Source organism: Paraburkholderia sp. SIMBA_053 (assembly GCF_046534895.1).
Classification (GTDB): domain Bacteria; phylum Pseudomonadota; class Gammaproteobacteria; order Burkholderiales; family Burkholderiaceae; genus Paraburkholderia; species Paraburkholderia caledonica.
In genome coordinates this window covers 43,896-63,581 of sequence record NZ_JAWRXU010000001.1, presented here as the reverse complement: position 1 = coordinate 63,581, position 19,686 = coordinate 43,896, and the positions used below count along the sequence as shown (strand labels likewise).

The following is a 19,686-nucleotide window of genomic DNA, read 5'->3' as shown; positions in this document are numbered from 1 at the left end:
TGTGAGCGGTGTTATTTCGCGGCAAGCGCCGGCTGGATGTAATTCTGCACGATGAACCTGTCGTAGTTCGGCTGCTGCTTCAGATTGCCGAGGGCGATCTGCGTATCCATTGCGACAGTCAGCGCTTTCGGCGTGATGCTGACGTTCTTCGGGTACACGCCTTCGTCGAGCATGCGCTTCACCGCTGCGTCGACCACTGCGGCGTCGAGTGTCGGGAATTCCTTGCGCGCGATGGCCGCCGTTTCCGCAGGATGGCTTTGCATGTAGAGCAGCGCGTTTTGCAGCCCCTTCACGAACCGTGCGGCTGCATCCGGATCGACGCTGCGCTTCGCGGAGATTGACGAAAACGCGTATTCGCCATAGAGCTTCGGAAAGCCGAGCACGACTTTCATGCCCTTAGCGACAGCCTGATCGAGACCAGGCTCATACATCACCGCGATCTTCGCCTGGCCGGCAACGAGCGGTCCGATCTCCGAGCCGAGCGGCACCTGAACCAGCTTCACGTCGCTTTGCGACATGCCGTTCTCTTTCAGCAGCTTGAAGAACAGCGACGTACTGGTGGTCGGCATCTGTCCCGACACGACCACCTGATCTTTCACGTCCTTGATGCCGCTGAACTTTACATCCGGCGCAACGGCGATCCACACCGCCGCACCGTTCACGACATTCGCGATCACATCGACATCGGCGCCCTTCTCCGCGGCCACGGCCGTCCACTCCGGACCGTGTAGCGAGAAGTCCGCGCTGCCGGACAGCACAGCCGAAAGCGCCGCGCTCGGACTGCCCGCCGTCTGCTTGGTGACGTCGAGTCCCGCCTTTTCGAAAAATCCGCCGTCTATTGCCACATAGAGCGGCAGATAGAGCATCGACTGGAACGCCTGCGAAATAGTCACTTTCTTTCCGTCGGCCAGTGCCGGTGTTGAAACGCCTGCAATGCTCAATGCCAAAGCGGTCGTAAGCGCGACGAGCGCCTTTCTTGCGGTGAATGCCATCGTCTGTCCCGTCATGAAGTGGTTGGACTGCCGGAATGCGTTAAACCTTGAGCGTGGTGGTATTCGACGCCTGCCGCCAGGGCAGCAGTTTGCGTTCGAGCATGTCGATCAGAAAGTACAGGACGAAGCCGATCGCCATGAGCACGAACAGCCCCTCCCACACGGTGTTGAGGTCATACAAACTGGACGCGGTGAAGATCATGTGTCCGAGGCCCTTCTCCGATGAGATGAATTCCCCCACCACTGCGCCCACCAGACCGAAGCCGACGTTGATGCGAAACGTGGAGATCACGTAAGGCAGCGTGAACGGCACCACGACTTTCATGAACACGTCGTTCTTGTTCGCGCCGAGCGTGACGAGCAACGCCTGCAGGTCGGGATCGGCGTCCTTGGCCGCTTCATATGCGGCAATCAGCGCAACGATCGCGGTCAGCGAAATGGCCAGCGCAACCTTCGAGATGAGTCCGGTGCCGAACCACAGAATCACGATGGGTGCAAAAGCGATCTTCGGCACACTATTGATCGCGACGATAAACGGCTCGATGAGCCGCGCGACGAACGGCGAATACCACAGCGCGAGTCCGCACACCGACCCGACTGCGGTGCCGAACACGAAGCCGAGAATTGCTTCAAAAAGCGTATAACCGGTGTCGATGAAAAGCTGATGCGATTGCACGTCGCGCACGAGCGCCGCGAGTATTTTCGAAGGCGAGCCCACAAGAAAATTAGACACCCAGCCCACGCGCGCCGCGCCTTCCCATATCGCAAAGAACGCCACTACCGCCGCGAGTTGCAACAGCGAACGCCCCCAGCCGCTGTCGAGCACGAAGCGCGCGCGAGGCTTTGCTGTGCGTTGTGCAGGCGCCGGTTTATTGATGGAAGCGGATTGCGTCATGCTGCTTTCACCTCCGTCTGAATGTCGAGCTCGCCGCATAACGCGTGAAAGTACCCGGCGAAGTTCGGGTCGCTGCGTGCACCGATTGGCGAGCGAGCGGCTATGTCGATGTCATAGATCTTCTTCACCTGCGAAGGCCGGCCGCCCAGTACAACGACGCGCTTCGACAAGGCCACCGCCTCGTCGATGTCGTGCGTGACGAGTACGACTGTCTTGTGAAACGTCTCGACGGCCTCCATCAGCACGCCTTCCAGATACAGGCGCGTCTGGTAGTCGAGCGCCGAGAAAGGCTCGTCCAGCAGAATGATGTCGGGATCGTTAATCAGCGTGCGGATCAGCGCCACGCGCTGACGCATGCCGCCTGACAGCATGCGCGGATATGCATTCTCGAAGCCGGCGAGCCCATAGGTATTGAGGTATTCCATCGCCATGTCGCGTGCTTGCGCAGCGGGCATCTTCGAGAGCTCCGGCCCGATCAGCACGTTTTGCAGCACGGTGCGCCACGGCAGCAGCAGATCGCGCTGCATCATATAGCCGACCTTGCCGCGCAAGCCATCGACGCTTTGCCCGCGATAGACGATGTCGCCGCTATCCGCTTCGAGCAGGCCGGCGATCACGTTGAACACCGTGGTTTTGCCGCAGCCCGAAGGCCCGATGATGCTGACGAAATCGCGCTCGTGAATATCGAAGGTCAGACCGCCGAGCACGTCGACGGAACCCAGTTTGTTCGAAAACGATTTACGGATATTGCGTAACGCAAGCTGAACGGACATGTCTGTTCCTCGACGACGTTTCTGAGTGCATTTCGACAAAGCGATTGAAATCACGCGCTCTGCTGTGCCGCCAGAAAGCGCCGGCGCATCGGCTTGAGCACCGCAATGGCAAGCAGCGCGGTCGCGATGTCGAGCGTGATCGCGGTCGAAAACACCGGCACCCAGCTTCCCGCGTGCTGATGCATCAACGCCGCGAGCGGGCCGCCGAAAATAGAACCGATCCCTTGCGAGATATAGAGCCAGCCGTAATTCTCGGTGGCGTGCCGCGTGCCGAATGTGTCGGTGAGCGTCGACGGAAACAGCGAGAAGATCTCGCCCCAGCCGAAGAACACCACGCCCGACAGCAGCACGAACAGCACGGCGTTGTCGCGCGTGAGCAGCCACAGCGCCATGGCCACACCTTCGAGCGCGAAGGCAAAAAACATCGTGTTCTCGCGCCCCATTCTGTCCGACACCCAGCCGAACAGCGGTCGCGTGAGCCCGTTCGTGAAGCGGTCGATCGTTAACGCCAGCGGCAACGCCGCCATGCCGAACACGAGAACCTTGGTCACGCCGAAGTCGGCGGCGAAGGTGGCCATTTGCGAGGTGACCATGAGGCCCGACGTGGACATCATGGTCATCATCGCGAACATCAGCCAGAAGATCGGCGTCTTCAAGGTCTGCGAAGGGCGGAAATTGTTAACGGCAGGTGCCGAAGCGGAGCCCGGGGAAGCAGCGGCATCGTGCGTAGGCGGCACGCGCAAACCCTGTGAAGCAAGCAGGCCCACCACTGCGAACGCAATGCCGAAAATCCAGAGTGTCGCGTCGATGCCGCGCACTTGCAGCGACGTGGCGATTGGGAACGTCGTGACGATTGCGCCCATCCCATAGCCCGCCGCGACGGCGCCCGCCGCAAAGCCGCGATTGGTCGGGAACCAGCGCACCATCAACCCCACCACGCCGACATACACAATGCCGGTGCCGAGACCGCCGACCAGTCCATAAGTGAGGTAGAGCATCGGCGCGCTATGCACCTGTGAGGCCAGCACCCAGCTCAGGCCCGACATGACAGTGCCGATTGAAATCAGCATGCGTGGTCCGAAGCGGTCGATCAGCTTGCCTTGGAACGGCGAGAAGAACGTCTGCAATATGATCAGCAGCGAAAACGTGACCTGTAGTTCAGGCAGTGCAACGCCGAGTTTTGCGGCGAGCGGCTTGGTCATCAGCGTCCATACATACTGCGGACTCGAAATCGCCATCATGCAGACGAGACCGAGCCCGAGTTGCAGCCAACGATTGTGGGTCGCGCCCGACGAAACGGCGCCGGCTTCCGTCGACGCGATGGGTGGCAACGAAGATTGCAAACGTGTGGTCATGGTGACTCCATTACTAGGCGAATGTCTGCCGGCGCCCGGCAGACGTGCAGCGTCCTCCGGGCCTCGAAGGCCGGACCTGCAATCCGATTGAAAAATAGCGCGCGTGTGCGTCTACCAGCCCGCGGCTGCCCCGTCACTGCGCGGGTCGTAGCCCGCTTCGATCAATCCATCGGGATACCGAACGATTGCGCCGGCATGTCCCATTGCTTCGTCATACGCTTGCATCGTCTCGACTTCGTGGCCGAGCGCTGCGAGTCGCGCGATCGTGTCCGGCGCGAAACGCGCTTCGAGTTTCAGCGTGTCGGTCGATTGACCCCATGTGCGGCCGAGCAGCCAACGCGGCGCGTCGATCGCGGCCTGCGGGTTCCAGTCGAACATCGCAATGCGCGAGAACACCGCACTTTGCGACTGCGGCTGCCCGTCGCCGCCCATGTTGCCGTAGACCATCGTGCGGCCATCCGCAAAACGTGCGAGCGCCGGGTTCAGCGTGTGAAAAGGCCGGCGCAGCGGCATTAGCGGATTGCGGGAGCGCTCGTCGAGCGAGAAGCTGCATCCGCGGTTCTGCCAGTTGATGCCCGTCCCGGCCAGCACCACGCCGCTGCCGAACTCGTGATAAATGCTCTGGATGAAGCTCACCGCCACGCCGTCGCTGTCGGTCACGCCAAGCCACACCGTGTCGCCCGGCCCGCGACCGGCGCCCCACGGCGCGGCTCGAGTCGACGACACTTGCGCAGCCATTGCGTCGAGCGCGGCAGGCTTTAGCAGTTCGCGTGGATCGACGCGCATGTGATCCGGATCGGTGATCTCTGCATCGCGCACCGCGAACGCGAGCTTGGTTGCTTCGACGCAGGCGTGCACGAACTCGGGACCCAGCGGGTCCATCTCTTTCGTCAACACGCGATCGAGAATGCCCAGAATCAGCAACGACACGAGCCCTTGTGTCGGCGGCGGCATGTTGTAGATCGTGCCCAGCGAATGATCGAGAGCGAGCGGCGTTCGCATGCGCGCCTCGTGTCGTTGCAGATCTGCGAGAGTCAGTAGCGAGCCAGCCGACTGAAGATCACTCGCGATGCTGCGTGCAAGGTCGCCGCGATAGAAGTCGTCGAAGCCTGCATGGGCCAGACGTTCGAGAGTGGCGGCAAGACGAGGTGCGACGAAGCGCTCGCCCGTGGCAGGCACGCGACCGTCGCAGAGGAATGTCTCTGTGAAACCCGGGATCGAGCGCAGTTCGGCGAGGCGGCTTTCGACACATTGCGACTGGCTGCGCGTGACCGGCACGCCGTGCTTCGCGTAATGGATTGCGTCTTCGAGCAGGCGTTCGACCGGCAGCCTGCCGCCCAGCGTTTCAGCCGACCAGCGATGCGCGCGCTGCCAGCCGGACACCGTGCCGGCCACCGTGTTGGCTGCGAGCGGGCCGCGCGTCGGTATGACCGAGAGTCCACGCGAGCGGTACTCGTCGACACTCGCCGCCAATGCCGCCGCACCGCAGGCTTCAATACCGACAGGCTCGGCGCCGGGACGCGAGATAAGCCAGAACCCGTCGCCGCCAATGCTGTTCATATGCGGATAGACGACGGCGATCGTCGCCGCGGCCGAGATCATCGCTTCGACGGCGTTGCCGCCTTCGCGCAAGATGGCGAGCGCGCTCTGCGCGGCAAGCGCATGAGGCGCGACCGCCATGCCGCGGGTTCCGCGGGCCGGGTTCAGGAATTCGGAAGGCATCGGGTGCACGGGGCTTTTGCTTGTATACATACCCGGTGCATATGCGAATACCATGCCAACGTCCGCATTCCGCGCAAAGGCCGATTGCAGAAGGCGCTTAACAAATTGCCGCGCCGGAAAGCGTGTTGCTAGATGGTGCCTCGCAACCTCGGTGGTGCATAAGGCGCGCTGTGAGGCTCCGAGGCGGTGCGGGCGCGCTGCAGGCGCTCGGTGGTCAGTGTGCGCACTTCCGCCCTGCTTCCTTCTATGTGCCGCCCCAATAACTCGACTGCCCGGTCAGCCGCAAGATCGCGGATGGCGGCGAGAATCGCAATGTGTTCGTTGTAAGTGTCGTCGATGCAATCGCCGTATACGAGGTCGAGCCGCCGCACCACGCGGATGCGGTCGGTCACGCGCTGCATGGCGGCGCTCAATTCTTCATTGCCCGCGGCGAGCACAAGCGCCTCGTGGAACGCCTCGTCGAGCGCCACCATCTCCCGGCCGTCGCGAACGCGTTGTGCGCGAGGGACGTTCCAGATGCGGTCGAGCCGCTCAAGCATCTGCAAAGCAGTGGCGGATAGAGTTCCGTCAGCGCCAAAGAGCCTGGTGACAGAAAACGTCTCGATCAGCTTGCGCATTTCATACAGATCTTCGAAGCGCTTGAAGTCGATCGGCACGACTTCCCAGCCGCCGCGCACATAGCCGCGCATCAGACCGTCGCTTTGAAGACGTTGCAGCGCCTCTCGCGCAGGTGTGCGCGAAACGCCGAAGCGGTCGGCGATGCTGCCTTCAGTCATACGGTCGCCCGGAAGCAGGCGCATGTCGAAGATATCGTCTCGCACGCTGAAATACACGTGATCAGCGCGGGACGAGGGAGAGCGGGTTGTGTCTTTCACGCACGAGCCTGGGATTAACAGATCTTCCGGCAGTGACTATCGGTCACCGTCAAAAGATCCGTCAACAAGAATTTAATCTGCAGGCGGCGTTGTTGAACTGACGTTCGCAACTATATGCATGCACCGAACAGCCTGTCGACCAGATCTTCCTTATCCAGTTGTTCGATCCACCAATCCAGCGCATGTCCGCCTTTATCTTCGCGCCACGCGAGATAGCACTGCGTGTGCTCACGCACGCCGGCAATCCGTCTCCCGACGAGCTTCCCTTCACGTATGAGGCCGTCGGCCACGCGCTCAGGCAGCATGCCCACGGCGATTCCTTCGCACAGCGCGCCGACCTTGGCCGCCAGCGTGGGCACTACGATGACGGGTTGGCCGTCGTACGTCGCCACCGATTGAGGCTGCAACTCGCGCGATGTGTCGCTTATGACAGCGCCGCGATATGCGGCAATCGTGCCGCGGTCCAACGGCTCGGTTATCGCGGCAAGCGGATGATCCGGCGCCATCACGAATAGATGCCGCAACGCTCCAATTGGCCGCGCCGCGATATTCGCCGCGTGAGGCGGCTCACCGACTGCGCCCACGGCGAGATCCGCACGCCCTGTAATCAGCGCATCCCATACGCCGCCAAGCACTTCGGTGGACAGGCGCAACCGCGTGATCGTTTCCATTTCGTAGAAGCTGCGAACATACGGCCACAACGATTCGAACGGCAGGATTTCATCCAGACAGATGCAAAGTTCCGACTCCCAACCTCGCTGGATGCCTTGCGCTTTCATTTCAAGCTGTCGCGCCGCTTTGAGCAACTGACGCCCTTCTTCCACGAGTACCCGGCCGGCTTGCGTGAGTCTCGCGCGTCTTCCGCTGCGATCGAACAGTTCGACGCCCAGATCGCTTTCGATCTTCTGCACGAGATAGGTCAGTGCCGACGGTACTCTGTGCAGCAACTCGGCTGCTTCGGCAAACGTCTCTGTTCGGTCTATTACATCCAGTACTTCAAGCGCTTCAAAGGAGAGCTTTATCGGCATTCGGCATCCTCGGTCCCGCCCAGGTGTTGATACAGTGCATCACGATGCGCAGATCACGGCGGCACCGCTCATTGCAATTCGGAAAAGAAGACATGGAGTGCGACGTCCGTACATGCCGCTACGGCAGGCCAGACTGACTGCGACTCATGCGAGGGACGGGATTGTAGAGCGGATATAAAGAAGAAGCGACAAATACCGATAAAGCAGACAATTGCTGAAATAGCAGACAAATAGCCACGGCGGATTCCCGCTGCCGGAAACCCGCCGCCGGTGCTTCAGAACGAATGGCGCATGCCGATACGCACATCGGCCTGCGTGCTCGTGCTCGACGGCGTGAAGCTATAGCCGATCACCGCGTTCACGCCATCGGAAGCGCGCAGATAATCACCGGAGATATAAACGTCCGTGCGTTTGGACAGCAGATAGTGAAGCCCGAGCGAGCCTTGATTCCAGTGGTTTCCTTCAAATCGCGTGTGTTGATAACCGCCGTATAGCATCAACGCCGGTGTGAATGTGTACGAAGCGCCGCCCTCGTACACCTGCATATGCGACGTTTGTCCGAGCCCCTTGATCGTGGTGTAGGTGAAGTTGCCGCTCACCATCACGTTGCCGATCGTGTATGCGGCGCCGACTGCAAAGGCACCTTGCTTGTCGACGGGGAATGCGGAGGCACTGTACAGATCTGTTACCGCGCCGGTTGCAGGATCGACCGAGACGGTGGGCTGGCCGAGGAAAGTATGCGTGCCGATCATCGCATACGGATCGAACGCGTAGATACCGAACGGATTGTTCAACTGCGTATAGGCGGCGCCCATGTTGAACGCGCCGTGTTCATAGCGTGCGCCCACGCTCCATGCGCTTTTCTGGTGGAAGTCGCCCGCCGTATTGCCGAACGAGTACATGCCGCCAAAAGAAAAACCGGAGATGTCGTTGGAGAGATACTTGATCGAATTCGGCAGCCGGTCGCCGTTCATCCGGTCGAAGTCGCCCTGGTGAATCGCATAACCGCTCGCCCATGCCGATATGTTGTACAGGTAGGCGAATTCTTCCGTCATGTCGAGCTGGTTACCGAACGACAGCGTGCCCCAACTGTTCTTCAGGCCGACATATGCCTGGCGGCCAAACTCGGCACCGCCGAATCCGAGCTGTCCATTGCCCAGGTGGAATCCCGACTCAAGCACGAAGATGGCCTGCAAGCCGCCGCCGAGATCTTCGACGCCTTTGAAGCCGATACGGTTACCGTACGAAATGCCGTCGTCGAACTTGACCTGGTGGGAGCCACCGGCGTTGCTCACGTACGTGATGCCGGCGTCCAGAACGCCATACAGCGTGACACTGCTTTGCGCGTGGACAACCGTTGGCGCGCACACGGCGCTTGCTGCAATAGCGAGTCCCGAAAGACTGAAGGCATTTCTCTTCTTCATTGAATTCTCCCCTGCTCTTTGCCTGCGCAATTCGTTGGATAAAGCGATCCCTGCCGCGGCCAATAGCAGGCGCGCGGCGCTTCTCGCATGACGGGCAGTTCGAAACCGGCTGAGACCGATCGATATGGCCTGGCTGTTATTTGTTCAGCATGAAAATTCCGCCAAGCCCGCATCGACGCGTCAAGAATACGGTTCCAGATTTACGGCGAGTCGATTGGATGCGACATGAATCTGTCGCCTTGCGACCTTACGAGCGAACAACTGGCATTGCCTTTTCTACTTCACGCCAAGAGCCGTCTGAACGGCTTGCAGGCCATTCGCACCGCTTGCGGTATTGACGCCATCGAGCCACGACTTGAGCAGTTCGGGGTGCCGCTTGAGCGCTTCGGTTGCGGCTACGTCGACACTGGTCTTCTTTTCGAGTACTTCGGTGATTACTCCGTTCTCAATGTCGACGTTGAATGTCAGCTGCTTGAAAAGACGATCCACGTTAGGGCATTGTTGCGCATAGCCGCTGCGCGCAACGGTGTTGACCGTGGCGCCGCCGTAGTTCGGGCCGAAGTACTTATCGCCTCCGTCGAGATAAGTCAGCTTGAACTTCGTGTTCATCACATGCGGCTCCCACGCAAGGAACACGATCCACTTCTTCTCGCGCACTGCACGATCGACTTGAGTAAGCATGCCGGTCTCGCTCGATTCGACGAGCTTCCAGTTGTCGAGACCAAACGCTTTGTCATCGACCATCTTCTTGATGTTCTGATTGGCCGGCGCGCCCGGTTCGATGCCGTAGATCCTGCTATCGAACTTGTCGGCATTTTTGGCAAGGTCTGCAAACGAGTGAACGCCCGCCGCCGCCACGTAGTCGGGCACTGCGAGCGTGAACTTCGCATTGCTCAGATTCGGATGAACGACCACGATCGATTTTTCTTCTTCAAAGGGTTTGACGACCGGTGCTTGCGCGGGCATCCAGTTGCCGAGAAACACGTCGATTTGCCCTTTTTTCAGGCCCTGATACGTGATCGGCACAGAAAGGTTAGCCACCTTCTGTTTATACCCGAGCGCCTTCAGCACGATGCCCGTCATCGCATTGGTGGCGTCGATATCGGTCCATCCAGGCCCCGCCATGTTCACCTGCATGCACGATTGCGGCTCTGCGGCCGACGCGAAACTGGCTGCCGCGCATAGCAGCACAACGCTAGACATCGCCTGTTTGAATAGCTTGTTCATCATCGCGACTTTCCTGTGAGTGATTGAGTGAGAAGTAAGCATGTAGCGACCGTCAGCGCGCGACCGCCGGGAAGCGCGCCATTGCTTCGAGCGTGTCCAGATCGATGTGATTGCGCATGTAACGCTGACTGGCATCGACCCGAGGTTGCCAGTCCCATGAAGCAACTGTGCCTTGCGTGGTGGCGGCGAAATGAAAGCGGCGACGGCGCTGACTTTGCAGCACTTCATCGTGCAGCGCGGCAAGATCCCAGCGCGCGGCAATCTCGTCGCGCAATTCCTCTATCTGGGCGGAGTACTCGGCTTTCGACGCGAGGTTCACTCGTTCAAGCGGATCGGCTTCGACGTCGTACAGCTGGTCGGGGTCGGCAGGCGAGTGTATGAACTTGAAGCGCCCGCGCCGCAGCATCACAATCGGCGCAATAGCGCCTTCCGCAAGGTACTCGCCTACTGCTTCATCATGACCGCCATGCTCTCCTCGAAGATGCGGCACAAGACTGTGCCCGTCGAGCGAATCGGGCCATGCCGCCGGTTGTTCGCCGCGCGCCAGTTCGACCAGTGTCGGCAGCAGATCGAGATGCGACACGGAAGCCTTCACGCGATGCGCGTCGAATTGCTGCGGTGCGTGCACGATCAGCGGCACGCGGCAGCCACCTTCAAAAAAGGTCATCTTGTACCAGAGGCCACGCTCGCCGAGCATCTCGCCATGATCGGAAGTGACGACAATAATCGTGTCCTGTGCCAGCCCGGCCTGGTCGAGCGCTTCGAGAATCGCACCGAACTGGTCGTCGACATAGGAAATCGCGCCGTAGTAGGCGCGGCGTGCGTTGCGGATCTGCTGGTCAGTCGGCGGCGTGCGGTCGGTTTCGCAAACGTGACGCAAGCGCCTGGAGTGAGGATCGGCATCGTCGAACGAGTCGCGATGCGCGGGCATGTCGATATCGTCGTCCCGATACATGTTCCAGTACTTTTCCGGAATCGCGTAAGGATCATGAGGATGTGTCAGCGAGGCGACCATGCAGAACGGCCTCGCGTCTTTTCCCGCGTGCCGCTCACGGGCGATGTCGAAGAGCTTCTGGCGCGTCGTGAACGTGACTTCATCGTCGAAATCGAGCTGGTTCGTGCGCACGCACGGCCCGGCGTCGATAACGGAACTCATGTTGTGATACCACGTTGGGCGCGCCTCGAAATCGTCCCAGTTGGGCGTCCAGCCGAAGTCGGCCGGATAAATGTCCGTGGTGAGGCGCTCTTCGAAACCGTGCAACTGATCCGCGCCGCAGAAATGCATTTTTCCCGAGAGAATCGTGCGATATCCTTCAGCGCGAAGGTAATGCGCGAATGTCAGTGTTTGCGACGGAAATTCCGCGGCATTGTCGTACGCGCCGATTGCAGACGGCAATTTGCCGGACAGAAAAGAAAAGCGCGACGGCGCACACAGCGGGCTTGCGCAATATGCAGAATCGAATACCACACCCTGCTTTGCAAGGCGGTCGAGGTTGGGTGTTCTGGTTAGCGGGTGTCCATAAGCGGCGAGCGCAAATGGAGTCATCTGGTCGGCCATCAGAATGAGAATATTCTTTTTGCTGTCAAGCATGGAGCGCGCCTTGAATAGAATCATGGATGTCAGTGCAACTACCTATGCCGGTGCGACCGCAGACACAACTCGAAGCGCTGGTGGCGGTCCGCGTGCGGCATCTGCACCACTATTGCCGGTCAATTCGGCGCTGTGAAGACGGCAATTCGTTATGTGCCTATAAGGGGGCGTTATGTCGAGGCAGGACCGCTTGCCGCCAATGCAGGCATTGACAATGTTCGAATCCGCCGCGCGTCTCGCGAGTTTCACCGCGGCCGCGCGAGAGTTAGGTTCTACGCAGCCGGCAGTAAGCCAGCGCATCGTGCAGCTCGAAGAGACGCTGGGTGCCCCCCTTTTCGAACGCGGTCATCGCGGTGTCCGGCTTACCGAAGACGGCGAGCGGCTTTTCGATGCGGTGCGTCTTGCGCTCGACACCATCCGTCATGCCACTGCCGAAATCCGCGCGCGTCGCACGCCGCAAACGCTCACCCTATCCACCGACTTTGGTTTCGCCACCTACTGGCTGATGCCGCGGCTTTCGCAATTCAAGGCGCTGATGCCTGATGTCGACGTGAAGATCATCACGTCGCAGAGTGTGTTCGATCCGTCGCACGATCACGCGGACGTGGCGATTGCGTTTGGCGACGAACATGCGGACTGGAACGCGCGCAGCGTGATCAAGCTTTTTCCGGAGCGTGTGACGCCAGTGTGCAGCCCGGCGTTTCTCGCAGCACATCCACCGCTGATGTCGCCGTCCGAGCTGCTCGCGCTGCCGCTTCTACACCTTGAACCGACGCAGCCCGCGCGCTGGGTGTCGTGGGCCGACTGGTTCGCGGCGCACGGCCTCGTCGCTCCCGCTGCGCATCGCGGCATCACGTTCAACAGCTTCACCCTCGTCGCCCATGCGGCGATCATGGGCCAAGGCGTGGCACTCGGCTGGGCGCCGCTCATCCACGAACTGCTCGCCACCGGCCAACTCGTCGAGCTGTTCGACACCCCGGTGGTCACCGAGCGCGGCTACATGCTGGTCACGCAGCGCGCGGCAACGCCCGCAGTCGAAGCTTTCCGCCAATGGCTGCTCGGCGAATGCGGGCTCGACGCGGAATAGCTATCTGGCGTTCCGGTTCCATTGCCACGGCGATTCGCTTCTATCCGCGCCGCGTGTGAATTTGCTCTACTGCGACGATGCATGCCGCGCCCCGCGGCATCCCCCTTCGTTTATGTGGAGAGCGCATGTCCGCCGATTCCCGTCCTGATCAACTGGTTCTCACCGTCGCGTGTCCGAGCGCCGCGGGCCAGGTTGCCGCCGTTGTCGGCTTTCTCGACCGGCATCATTGTTATATCGACGAACTCACCGTTTTCGACGACGACCTCAGTGAGCGGTTTTTCGTGCGCTGCGTTTTTCACGGCGTGGATGCGAACGAGACGCGAAATATCGCGGCGCTCAAACGCGAGCTTGAGCCGATTGCCGAGCGCTTTCGTATGACCTGGGCAATGCACGACGTCAGCACGCGTCCCAAAGTACTCATCATGGTGTCGAAGCTCGAGCACTGTCTCGCAGACCTGCTATTTCGGTGGCGAATGGGCGAGCTCAAGATGGACATTGTCGGCATTGGCTCGAATCACCGCGATCTCGAACCGCTCGCCCAACAACACGGGTTGCCGTTTCACCATCTGCCCATCACCGCCGATACAAAACCGCAGCAGGAAGCGCGCTTGCTCGATCTATTCGAGACCTCCGGCGCCGAATTGATGATTCTCGCGCGTTACATGCAGATTCTTTCGGGCGAGACGAGCCGTGCACTCGCTGCACGCGCGATCAACATTCACCATTCGTTTCTGCCCGGTTTCAAGGGTGCGAAACCCTATCACCAGGCCCATGCGCGTGGCGTCAAACTGATCGGCGCGACTGCGCACTTCGTGACCGACGATCTCGACGAAGGTCCGATCATCGAGCAGGTTGTCGAGCGAGTCGATCATTCGTACAGTCCGGAGCGCCTGCTCGCCACCGGACGCGACGTCGAGTGCATCACGCTCGCTCGCGCGGTCAAGGCGTTTATCGAGCGGCGGGTGTTTATCAACGGAGATAGAACTGTCGTGCTGCAATAGTGCTGCAAGCACAAAAGAAAAACGCCGCTTTGATAAGCGGCGTTTTTTGTCTTCGATGCGAGGACAGCTAAAGCTCTGTCTACTTAACCCAGCTATCTACACGATCGCCGTGTGCGCTAATCCACGCGTCGGCAGCGGCGGTCGGCTTCTCGCCGTTCTGCGTGGCGAGCATCACGCTGTCGATCTCACCCGGCTTCCACTGGAACTTCTTCAGGAACGCGACGACGGGCGGCGCCTTCTTTTCCAGTTCCGGATTGACGACGCTGTCCACGTGCTCCGCCTCACCGAACACTTTCTTCGGATCTTCAAGGAACTTGAGCTTGTACTTTGCGAACATCCAGTGCGGCTTCCAGCCGGTTACGATGATCGGCTTGCTCGCCGCTTCCGACCGCGCGAGTTCCGCAGTCATTGCGCTGCCCGAACTCGGCATCAGCTTGTAGTCGAGTCCGTAAGCCTTGATTGCCTCGCTGGTTTTCTGCATCACGCCCGCACCTGCGTCGATACCGACAATGCGCGAGCCGAACTCCGCCTTTTTCGCTTCCAGGTCGCCGACCGTTTTCACGTCGAGATTGTCGGGCACGATAAGACCGATTTTCGCGTCGTTGAAATTCGGACCGAGATCGACCACTTTGTCCTTGAAATTGTTCCAGTACGCGCCGTGCGTGACCGGCAGCCATGCGGACAGCGTCGCGTCGAGGTCGCCCCGCGCCACACCCTGCCACATCACACCCGCTGCAACCGGTACGAGTTGCACCTGATAGCCCAGGCGCTTTTCGATCACGCGGGCGGCGACGTTCGATGTCGCGACGCTATCGTCCCAGCCTTCCACGTAGCCGATCTTGATGGTCGGCTTCGTATCCGCCGGGGCGCTTACGCTGGTTGCCGCCAGCGCTGCACTCAGAGTGCTCAACACCAGTATCTTTTTGATCAGTCTCATCGCCGTTCTCCCGTTTGCCGTCTAAAAACAACCCATTGAGCATTTAGAATCGCCAGCCAGAATTGCCCGGTAACGTTGTTTTGCGACACATAGTTGTCCGCACGCGACCTGGCTCTTCTGCTTGCTGCCGCGACTCACGGCAGTTTGTTCCTGACCGTTGGCGCCAGTCACTTCTCTACGACGAGATCGGTGAGCGGCTTGCTGCAGCAGAGCAGCACCATGCCTTGGTCGATTTCCCGCTGACGAATGCCGCCCGCGTGTTTCATCGCCACCTCGCCCGATACCAGCTTCACCTTGCAGGTTCCGCACATGCCCTGCGTGCACGATGCCGGCAGGCGCACACCCGCTTTCTTCGCAGCATCCAGCACATGCTGGCCGCTGTCGCACTCGATCTCACGATTGCTTTTCGTGAAGCTGACTTTGTAGCGTGTCTGCACTTCGGCCACGCCGGGTGCGGCAGCCGGCTCGAAAGCCGGTGCCTGTTCCCGGGCTTCTACAAAACTCTCGGCTGTTGCCGGCTCGGCCGCGTTTTGCAACACGTCGGCGACATGCACGGTAGCCAATTGTGCGGCGACCTCGCTGACCGTATCGAACGAAAAGCTTTCCTCATGATAATGGCCACGGTCGAAACCGCCCTCGTCCAGCAGGTTGCGTACTGCCTGCATGTACGGCGCGGGCCCGCAAGTGAAAATCTCGCGCTCGAGAAAGTCCGGTGCGATCAGCTTGAGTAAGGGCAACGTCAGAAAACCCGTGACACCTGGCCAGTTCGTGCGCGCGCCAACCCGCTCGCAAACAAATGCGGTACGAAAACGCGCGTGATTTGACGCGATCAGATCGAGTTCACGCGCGAAGATAATGTCGTCTGGCGTGCGGGCGCTGTGCACGAAGACAATGTCGCTGTCCTCGCCCAGTTCGTGATGCGCGCGACTCATCGACATCAGCGGCGTAATGCCTGAACCGGCCGACAGAAACAGCAGCTTGCGCGCAGGGTGGCGGGCGCACGTGAATTCGCCCGCCGGCCCCAGCACGCGAACTTCGCCGCCCACCTGCAGATTGTCGTGCAGCCAGTTCGATACTTTGCCGCCCGGCACACGTTTCACCGTAATGGAGATGGTGTGCGGACGCGTAGGCGGCGAGGAAATCGTATAGCAACGGTTGATCGATTCACCGTCGATATCCAGTTCGAGCGTGATGAACTGTCCCGGCTCGAACACGAAGGTCCGTTCGCCCGGCGCACGGAAGAAAAAACTCTTCACGTCATGCGTTTCCTGGCGCATATGGCAGCACACCAGTGTTTCGTCCACATCGCTGTTCCACCGCGCGGGCAGCGTGTCCCAGAAGCGCGGCTGCGTAACACGGCTTGTTGCGTATTGCGATGCCGGCTCGGTGCCGAGCTGAAACGTCGCCTGATCGCGCATCATTGTTTTCTCCCGCTCCTGGTTGCGATCGTGCGCTCAGCGCTTGAAGGACACGACTTTCTCGCCGAATGCGGACGGCTCCGCATCGTGCGCCTGCGGCGCGTTGCTGTAGTCTGCGATGCGGCCGATGTACCACTCGCAGAACTTCTCCACGAGACCCTCTGTGAACGGCGAATACGGACCCGGCTCGTAGGCGCTGCTCGTTGCGCCGCGTTGCGAGTATTCAACGAGCGCGCGGTCCTGATCATTGGTCGCGCGCCATACGGCCGTCAGGTTGTTGACGTCGTAGTCGATGCCTTCGCGCGCATCCTTGTGCACGAGCCATTTCGTGCGCACGAGCGTCTTGCCGGCCGAAAGCGGAATCACCGAGAAGCTCACAATATGATCGCTCATGAAGTGATGCCACGAATTGGGCTGCGTCCAGAACGACAAACCGCCAAGATCGGCCTGCTCGAAGCCGCCGAGCAATTTCTTCGACGCCACTTTCGCGTCCAGCGTCTGCGATTCGCCGTCCCGATCGAGCGGCAGACGTTGCGTGCGAAAACCGGTAACGAGATCCGCGAGCCGGTCGATTTCCGCCGACGGCAGCTTCATTGCTTCCCATTGCGCGGTACGGCGCGCAACTGTCTCTTCGAAAGCGGCCATACCTTCTTCGTTAGCCGGTGTACGTTGATAGCCGAAACCGTATTCGTAAAGCGAAATGGTCAGCTCAGGATGGTTCGCGACGCAGTGATAGCACTCGCGATTGTTCTCCATCGTCAGCTTCCAGTTGCCTTCCTCGATGATGTCGATCGACGCTGCGATCTTGCAGCCGGCCAGTTGATGCGGCGCCAGGTACGGCTCCATTGCCGCGCGCATGACGGAAAAGTCAGCGGGCGGATTGTCGGCCAGACAGATAAAGATGAGTCCGGCGAGGTTCTCGACGTGGACTTTCTTCAAGCTGTGTTTGCAGCGGTCGAACTGGTCGCCCATATGCTCGGCGAACATCAGATCGCCGTTCAGGTTATACGTCCAGCTGTGATACGGGCACACGATATTGCCGAGCGAACCCTTGTCGGTATTGCACAAGCGTGCGCCGCGATGGCGGCAGACGTTATGAAACGCCCGTACCTGCATGTCGTCGTCGCGTACGATCAGAATGGAATCGTGTCCGATTTCCACCGTGATGTAATCGCCCGGCTCGGGCACGTCCGGCTCAACCGCGACCTGAATCCAGTGCTTGCGGAAGATCACGTCCATGTCGAGCGCGAAGATGTCCTCGCTCGTATAGAACGGCGCTTCCAGCGTGTAATTCTTCTTGCGGCGTTCGATCATTGCGCGAACGTCTGCGGAAACTTTCATTGTGTGCTCCGTTGCGTGTCACGTCTGGCGCCGCGCCAGGCCCTCCTGGCCGCATGCTCGCCTGAACCGGAAATCAGTAATCCACGAGTTGATGCTCGCGCAAATACGCCAGAATCACTTGTGCTTTTTCGACGGAACTCCCTTCAATTACGACGCTGCCGCCGCGGCTTTCCGTCGTGGTTGCCGAGAGCATCCGGGCGTGGCCCGAGCGCTTCTCGGCTGCGGCGAGACGCACCGGCTTGCTGCTCGCGGGGCGAATAGTCCAGGCGAGCTCCGTTGCCTGAGCGGGTGCCGCACAGGCGACCGGGTGAATGGACCCTTCGCGCTGCCGTGCATAGGCATAGGTCGGCGTTGCGTTTGCCATCGGATGCACGGCGATCAGTGCGGGCAATTGCACCTCGACACGGCGACGCAAACCCTTGGGCATGAATTGCCGAACTTGTGCGCACCCGTCCTTCACGACGACATCGACAGCCGCGCCGACGAGCGGAATGCCCAACGCATTCGCCACCCGATACGGCAGCATGCCGCTGTCGAAAGCGCCTTCGGCTCGCGTGCCGGTCAGCACGAGATCGTAGCCGGGCAGACGCGCGGCAAGCAGCGCTGCGCCATCGGCTTGCGACCCGTCTGCGTTGGAAACGGCAAGCACTTCGACGGAGCGCGCGCCTAGAGCAAGATATTCCTGGAGCGCGGGATTCGCAGGGTCGCCGGCGTGCAGCACGTCGAGTGTCGCAGCATGCTGCTTTGCGAGCGTCAAGGCGAGCGTCAGTGCGGCCGCGTCGTTACGGCTGTAGCGCGCAACGCCGCTCACCGGATGTCGGCCCACGGAAACGAGAACGGCGATTTTCATGCGAGCGCTCCTTCCGCTACAGCCTTCGAGTTCAGTAATGCAGCACCTGTGCCGCGTGCAGTGCGCGCTGCGGCAGCCGCGTCATTGAGTGCCGCGATGGTTTCCTGCGCATCGGCAATGACGGTCAGGTTCGCACGCTTGGCGATGGGCGCGCTCGCATCCAGGTTCACCGCGATCACATGCCGGCAATCTTTGATGCCCTGCAAATGCTGCACGGCGCCGGATATGCCAAATGCGATATACACGCTCGCTTCAACGGTCTTGCCGGTCGCGCCGATCTGCTTGTCGCGTGTGAATTTGCCGTCGTCCACTGCGACACGGCTTGCACCGATCGCCGCGCCGAGCGTGGCCGCGAGACGCTCGAACGCAGGCACATCGCTGACACCGTTGCCTGCGGAGACGATGAAGTCCGCTTCTTCGAGCGCGAGCTGCGCGGCGTCCATCTCCTCGATACCGAGGTCGCGCACGATGCCTCTGGTGGCAGTCGGTTCGCCATCGAAACGCCATGCGACTCGCTCTCCTGCGCCGACGAACGGCAGCTTGGGATCGACCGCATTGGGCGCAAGCAATACCACTTCTGGCAGCGCACACGAAGCGAACGCGGTGTTCGCATGCGCATACGCGGCCACGTGAGACGCGTCGATTTCAACGACGTGTGTCGCGACGCTCGCATTTGCCGCCGCCGCATACCGGCGGCCAAGATCGCCGTCGCCGATCGCGTTGTCGGGCAGGAACAGATGCACTGGCGCATATGCCGCGACGCACGCGGCGAGCGCGTTCAATTCGTCGTCCGGTGCGAAATGGCGAGGATCGAACGAAGACAACTCGATCAGCTTGTCAGCGCCCAATGCGCCGGCGTCGCCCGTAAATTCGCCGAATACCAGCAGCACGACCTCGGTGGTGGCATCGGCGATCAATGCGGCGGCGGCCAGCGTCTGGCGCGCGTGATCGTCGAGTGCGCCACGGTCCGCGTGCGCCGCCACCAGCATCACATGCTGCGGCGTGGCGCTCGTGCGGCGCGGCTTCGGTTGTTCCCGATGCGAGGCGCCGGATGCGGCGAAATCCATTGCACCCGCCACACCGGTCACGCCCAGCGTGATGCGTCTGAGTCCGTCAACAGTAATCGTGAACGGGCGGCGCGGATCGATTCGTTTGATTGTGTTCATCGCG

General features: G+C 60.6%; 17 protein-coding genes. 2 read left to right on the top strand and 15 right to left on the bottom strand.

The annotated features are described in order from the left end of the window. Positions 1-11: 11 nt before the first annotated feature. The 10 genes from SB753_RS00255 to betC all read right to left on the bottom strand — a co-directional run bounded on the left by SB753_RS00255 (position 12) and on the right by betC (position 11,882). Positions 12-992 carry an ABC transporter substrate-binding protein gene (locus tag SB753_RS00255; RefSeq protein WP_392395156.1) on the bottom strand — a complete coding sequence of 327 codons (981 nt, stop codon included), beginning with the start codon at positions 990-992 and terminating at the stop codon, positions 12-14. Between the two features lie 40 nt (positions 993-1,032). After that, positions 1,033-1,887 (bottom strand): ABC transporter permease, encoded by an 855-nt coding sequence (locus SB753_RS00250; RefSeq protein ID WP_408414545.1) that lies wholly within the window; start codon positions 1,885-1,887, stop codon positions 1,033-1,035. Continuing rightward, positions 1,884-2,660: an ABC transporter ATP-binding protein gene (locus tag SB753_RS00245; protein WP_027779838.1), complete on the bottom strand. Its 777-nt coding sequence runs from the start codon at positions 2,658-2,660 to the stop codon at positions 1,884-1,886. The genes SB753_RS00250 and SB753_RS00245 overlap by 4 nt, the downstream gene beginning before the upstream one ends. A gap of 50 nt (positions 2,661-2,710) precedes the next feature. Continuing rightward, positions 2,711-4,015, bottom strand: coding sequence for an oxalate/formate MFS antiporter (oxlT, locus tag SB753_RS00240; RefSeq protein ID WP_087750773.1), 1,305 nt, complete (start codon positions 4,013-4,015; stop codon positions 2,711-2,713). Between the two features lie 111 nt (positions 4,016-4,126). Beyond that, the gene (locus SB753_RS00235) at positions 4,127-5,737 is read right to left on the bottom strand and encodes a gamma-glutamyltransferase family protein (protein ID WP_410798409.1); all 1,611 of its coding nucleotides are present in this window, start codon (positions 5,735-5,737) and stop codon (positions 4,127-4,129) included. Positions 5,738-5,865: 128 nt separating this feature from the next. Continuing rightward, on the bottom strand, positions 5,866-6,537 hold the full coding sequence (locus tag SB753_RS00230) for a GntR family transcriptional regulator (protein ID WP_230985838.1): 672 nt from the start codon (positions 6,535-6,537) through the stop codon (positions 5,866-5,868). A 185-nt stretch (positions 6,538-6,722) separates the two neighbouring features. Continuing rightward, a complete protein-coding gene (locus SB753_RS00225) occupies positions 6,723-7,640 on the bottom strand; it encodes a LysR substrate-binding domain-containing protein (protein WP_410798407.1) in 918 nt (305 codons plus the stop codon). Between the two features lie 275 nt (positions 7,641-7,915). Beyond that, the gene (locus SB753_RS00220) at positions 7,916-9,064 is read right to left on the bottom strand and encodes a porin (protein WP_410798405.1); all 1,149 of its coding nucleotides are present in this window, start codon (positions 9,062-9,064) and stop codon (positions 7,916-7,918) included. Positions 9,065-9,340: 276 nt separating this feature from the next. Then, positions 9,341-10,294, bottom strand: a complete 954-nt coding sequence (locus SB753_RS00215; RefSeq protein ID WP_410798403.1) for a choline ABC transporter substrate-binding protein — start codon at positions 10,292-10,294, stop codon at positions 9,341-9,343. A 49-nt stretch (positions 10,295-10,343) separates the two neighbouring features. Beyond that, the gene (gene betC, locus SB753_RS00210; RefSeq protein WP_410798401.1) at positions 10,344-11,882 is read right to left on the bottom strand and encodes a choline-sulfatase; all 1,539 of its coding nucleotides are present in this window, start codon (positions 11,880-11,882) and stop codon (positions 10,344-10,346) included. 172 nt (positions 11,883-12,054) lie between these two features. Between betC and SB753_RS00205 the strand changes: the two genes are divergently transcribed. Continuing rightward, positions 12,055-12,969, top strand: a complete 915-nt coding sequence (locus tag SB753_RS00205) for a choline sulfate utilization transcriptional regulator (RefSeq protein ID WP_088176242.1) — start codon at positions 12,055-12,057, stop codon at positions 12,967-12,969. A 125-nt stretch (positions 12,970-13,094) separates the two neighbouring features. Next, positions 13,095-13,970: a formyltetrahydrofolate deformylase gene (purU, locus tag SB753_RS00200; RefSeq protein WP_410798400.1), complete on the top strand. Its 876-nt coding sequence runs from the start codon at positions 13,095-13,097 to the stop codon at positions 13,968-13,970. Positions 13,971-14,049: 79 nt separating this feature from the next. Here purU and SB753_RS00195 read toward each other — a convergent pair whose 3' ends face one another. From SB753_RS00195 to SB753_RS00175, 5 genes are all read right to left on the bottom strand, one after another. Next, the gene (locus SB753_RS00195) at positions 14,050-14,907 is read right to left on the bottom strand and encodes a glycine betaine ABC transporter substrate-binding protein (protein WP_020067508.1); all 858 of its coding nucleotides are present in this window, start codon (positions 14,905-14,907) and stop codon (positions 14,050-14,052) included. Positions 14,908-15,074: 167 nt separating this feature from the next. Further along, the gene (locus tag SB753_RS00190; protein WP_410798398.1) at positions 15,075-16,328 is read right to left on the bottom strand and encodes a 2Fe-2S iron-sulfur cluster-binding protein; all 1,254 of its coding nucleotides are present in this window, start codon (positions 16,326-16,328) and stop codon (positions 15,075-15,077) included. 33 nt (positions 16,329-16,361) lie between these two features. Beyond that, entirely contained in the window at positions 16,362-17,666 is a 1,305-nt protein-coding gene (locus SB753_RS00185) for an aromatic ring-hydroxylating oxygenase subunit alpha (protein ID WP_410798396.1), read from the bottom strand. A 73-nt stretch (positions 17,667-17,739) separates the two neighbouring features. Beyond that, entirely contained in the window at positions 17,740-18,516 is a 777-nt protein-coding gene (locus tag SB753_RS00180; RefSeq protein ID WP_410798394.1) for an electron transfer flavoprotein subunit beta/FixA family protein, read from the bottom strand. Next, entirely contained in the window at positions 18,513-19,682 is a 1,170-nt protein-coding gene (locus SB753_RS00175) for an electron transfer flavoprotein subunit alpha/FixB family protein (protein WP_410798392.1), read from the bottom strand. The genes SB753_RS00180 and SB753_RS00175 overlap by 4 nt, the downstream gene beginning before the upstream one ends. Positions 19,683-19,686 lie beyond the last annotated feature (4 nt).

Bases quoted from the DNA above. Each gene is read 5' to 3' on its own strand.
- betC (WP_410798401.1), bottom strand. From the start codon at position 11,882: ATGCTTGACAGCAAAAAGAATATTCTCATTCTGATGGCCGACCAGATG.
- SB753_RS00250 (WP_408414545.1), bottom strand. From the start codon at position 1,887: ATGACGCAATCCGCTTCCATCAATAAACCGGCGCCTGCACAACGCACA.
- oxlT (WP_087750773.1), bottom strand. From the start codon at position 4,015: ATGACCACACGTTTGCAATCTTCGTTGCCACCCATCGCGTCGACGGAA.
- SB753_RS00255 (WP_392395156.1), bottom strand. From the start codon at position 992: ATGGCATTCACCGCAAGAAAGGCGCTCGTCGCGCTTACGACCGCTTTG.
- SB753_RS00185 (WP_410798396.1), bottom strand. From the start codon at position 17,666: ATGAAAGTTTCCGCAGACGTTCGCGCAATGATCGAACGCCGCAAGAAG.
- SB753_RS00195 (WP_020067508.1), bottom strand. From the start codon at position 14,907: ATGAGACTGATCAAAAAGATACTGGTGTTGAGCACTCTGAGTGCAGCG.
- SB753_RS00225 (WP_410798407.1), bottom strand. From the start codon at position 7,640: ATGCCGATAAAGCTCTCCTTTGAAGCGCTTGAAGTACTGGATGTAATA.
- SB753_RS00220 (WP_410798405.1), bottom strand. From the start codon at position 9,064: ATGAAGAAGAGAAATGCCTTCAGTCTTTCGGGACTCGCTATTGCAGCA.
- SB753_RS00190 (WP_410798398.1), bottom strand. From the start codon at position 16,328: ATGATGCGCGATCAGGCGACGTTTCAGCTCGGCACCGAGCCGGCATCG.
- SB753_RS00180 (WP_410798394.1), bottom strand. From the start codon at position 18,516: ATGAAAATCGCCGTTCTCGTTTCCGTGGGCCGACATCCGGTGAGCGGC.
- SB753_RS00215 (WP_410798403.1), bottom strand. From the start codon at position 10,294: ATGATGAACAAGCTATTCAAACAGGCGATGTCTAGCGTTGTGCTGCTA.
- purU (WP_410798400.1), top strand. From the start codon at position 13,095: ATGTCCGCCGATTCCCGTCCTGATCAACTGGTTCTCACCGTCGCGTGT.
- SB753_RS00235 (WP_410798409.1), bottom strand. From the start codon at position 5,737: ATGCCTTCCGAATTCCTGAACCCGGCCCGCGGAACCCGCGGCATGGCG.
- SB753_RS00230 (WP_230985838.1), bottom strand. From the start codon at position 6,537: ATGCGCCTGCTTCCGGGCGACCGTATGACTGAAGGCAGCATCGCCGAC.
- SB753_RS00205 (WP_088176242.1), top strand. From the start codon at position 12,055: ATGTCGAGGCAGGACCGCTTGCCGCCAATGCAGGCATTGACAATGTTC.
- SB753_RS00245 (WP_027779838.1), bottom strand. From the start codon at position 2,660: ATGTCCGTTCAGCTTGCGTTACGCAATATCCGTAAATCGTTTTCGAAC.
- SB753_RS00175 (WP_410798392.1), bottom strand. From the start codon at position 19,682: ATGAACACAATCAAACGAATCGATCCGCGCCGCCCGTTCACGATTACT.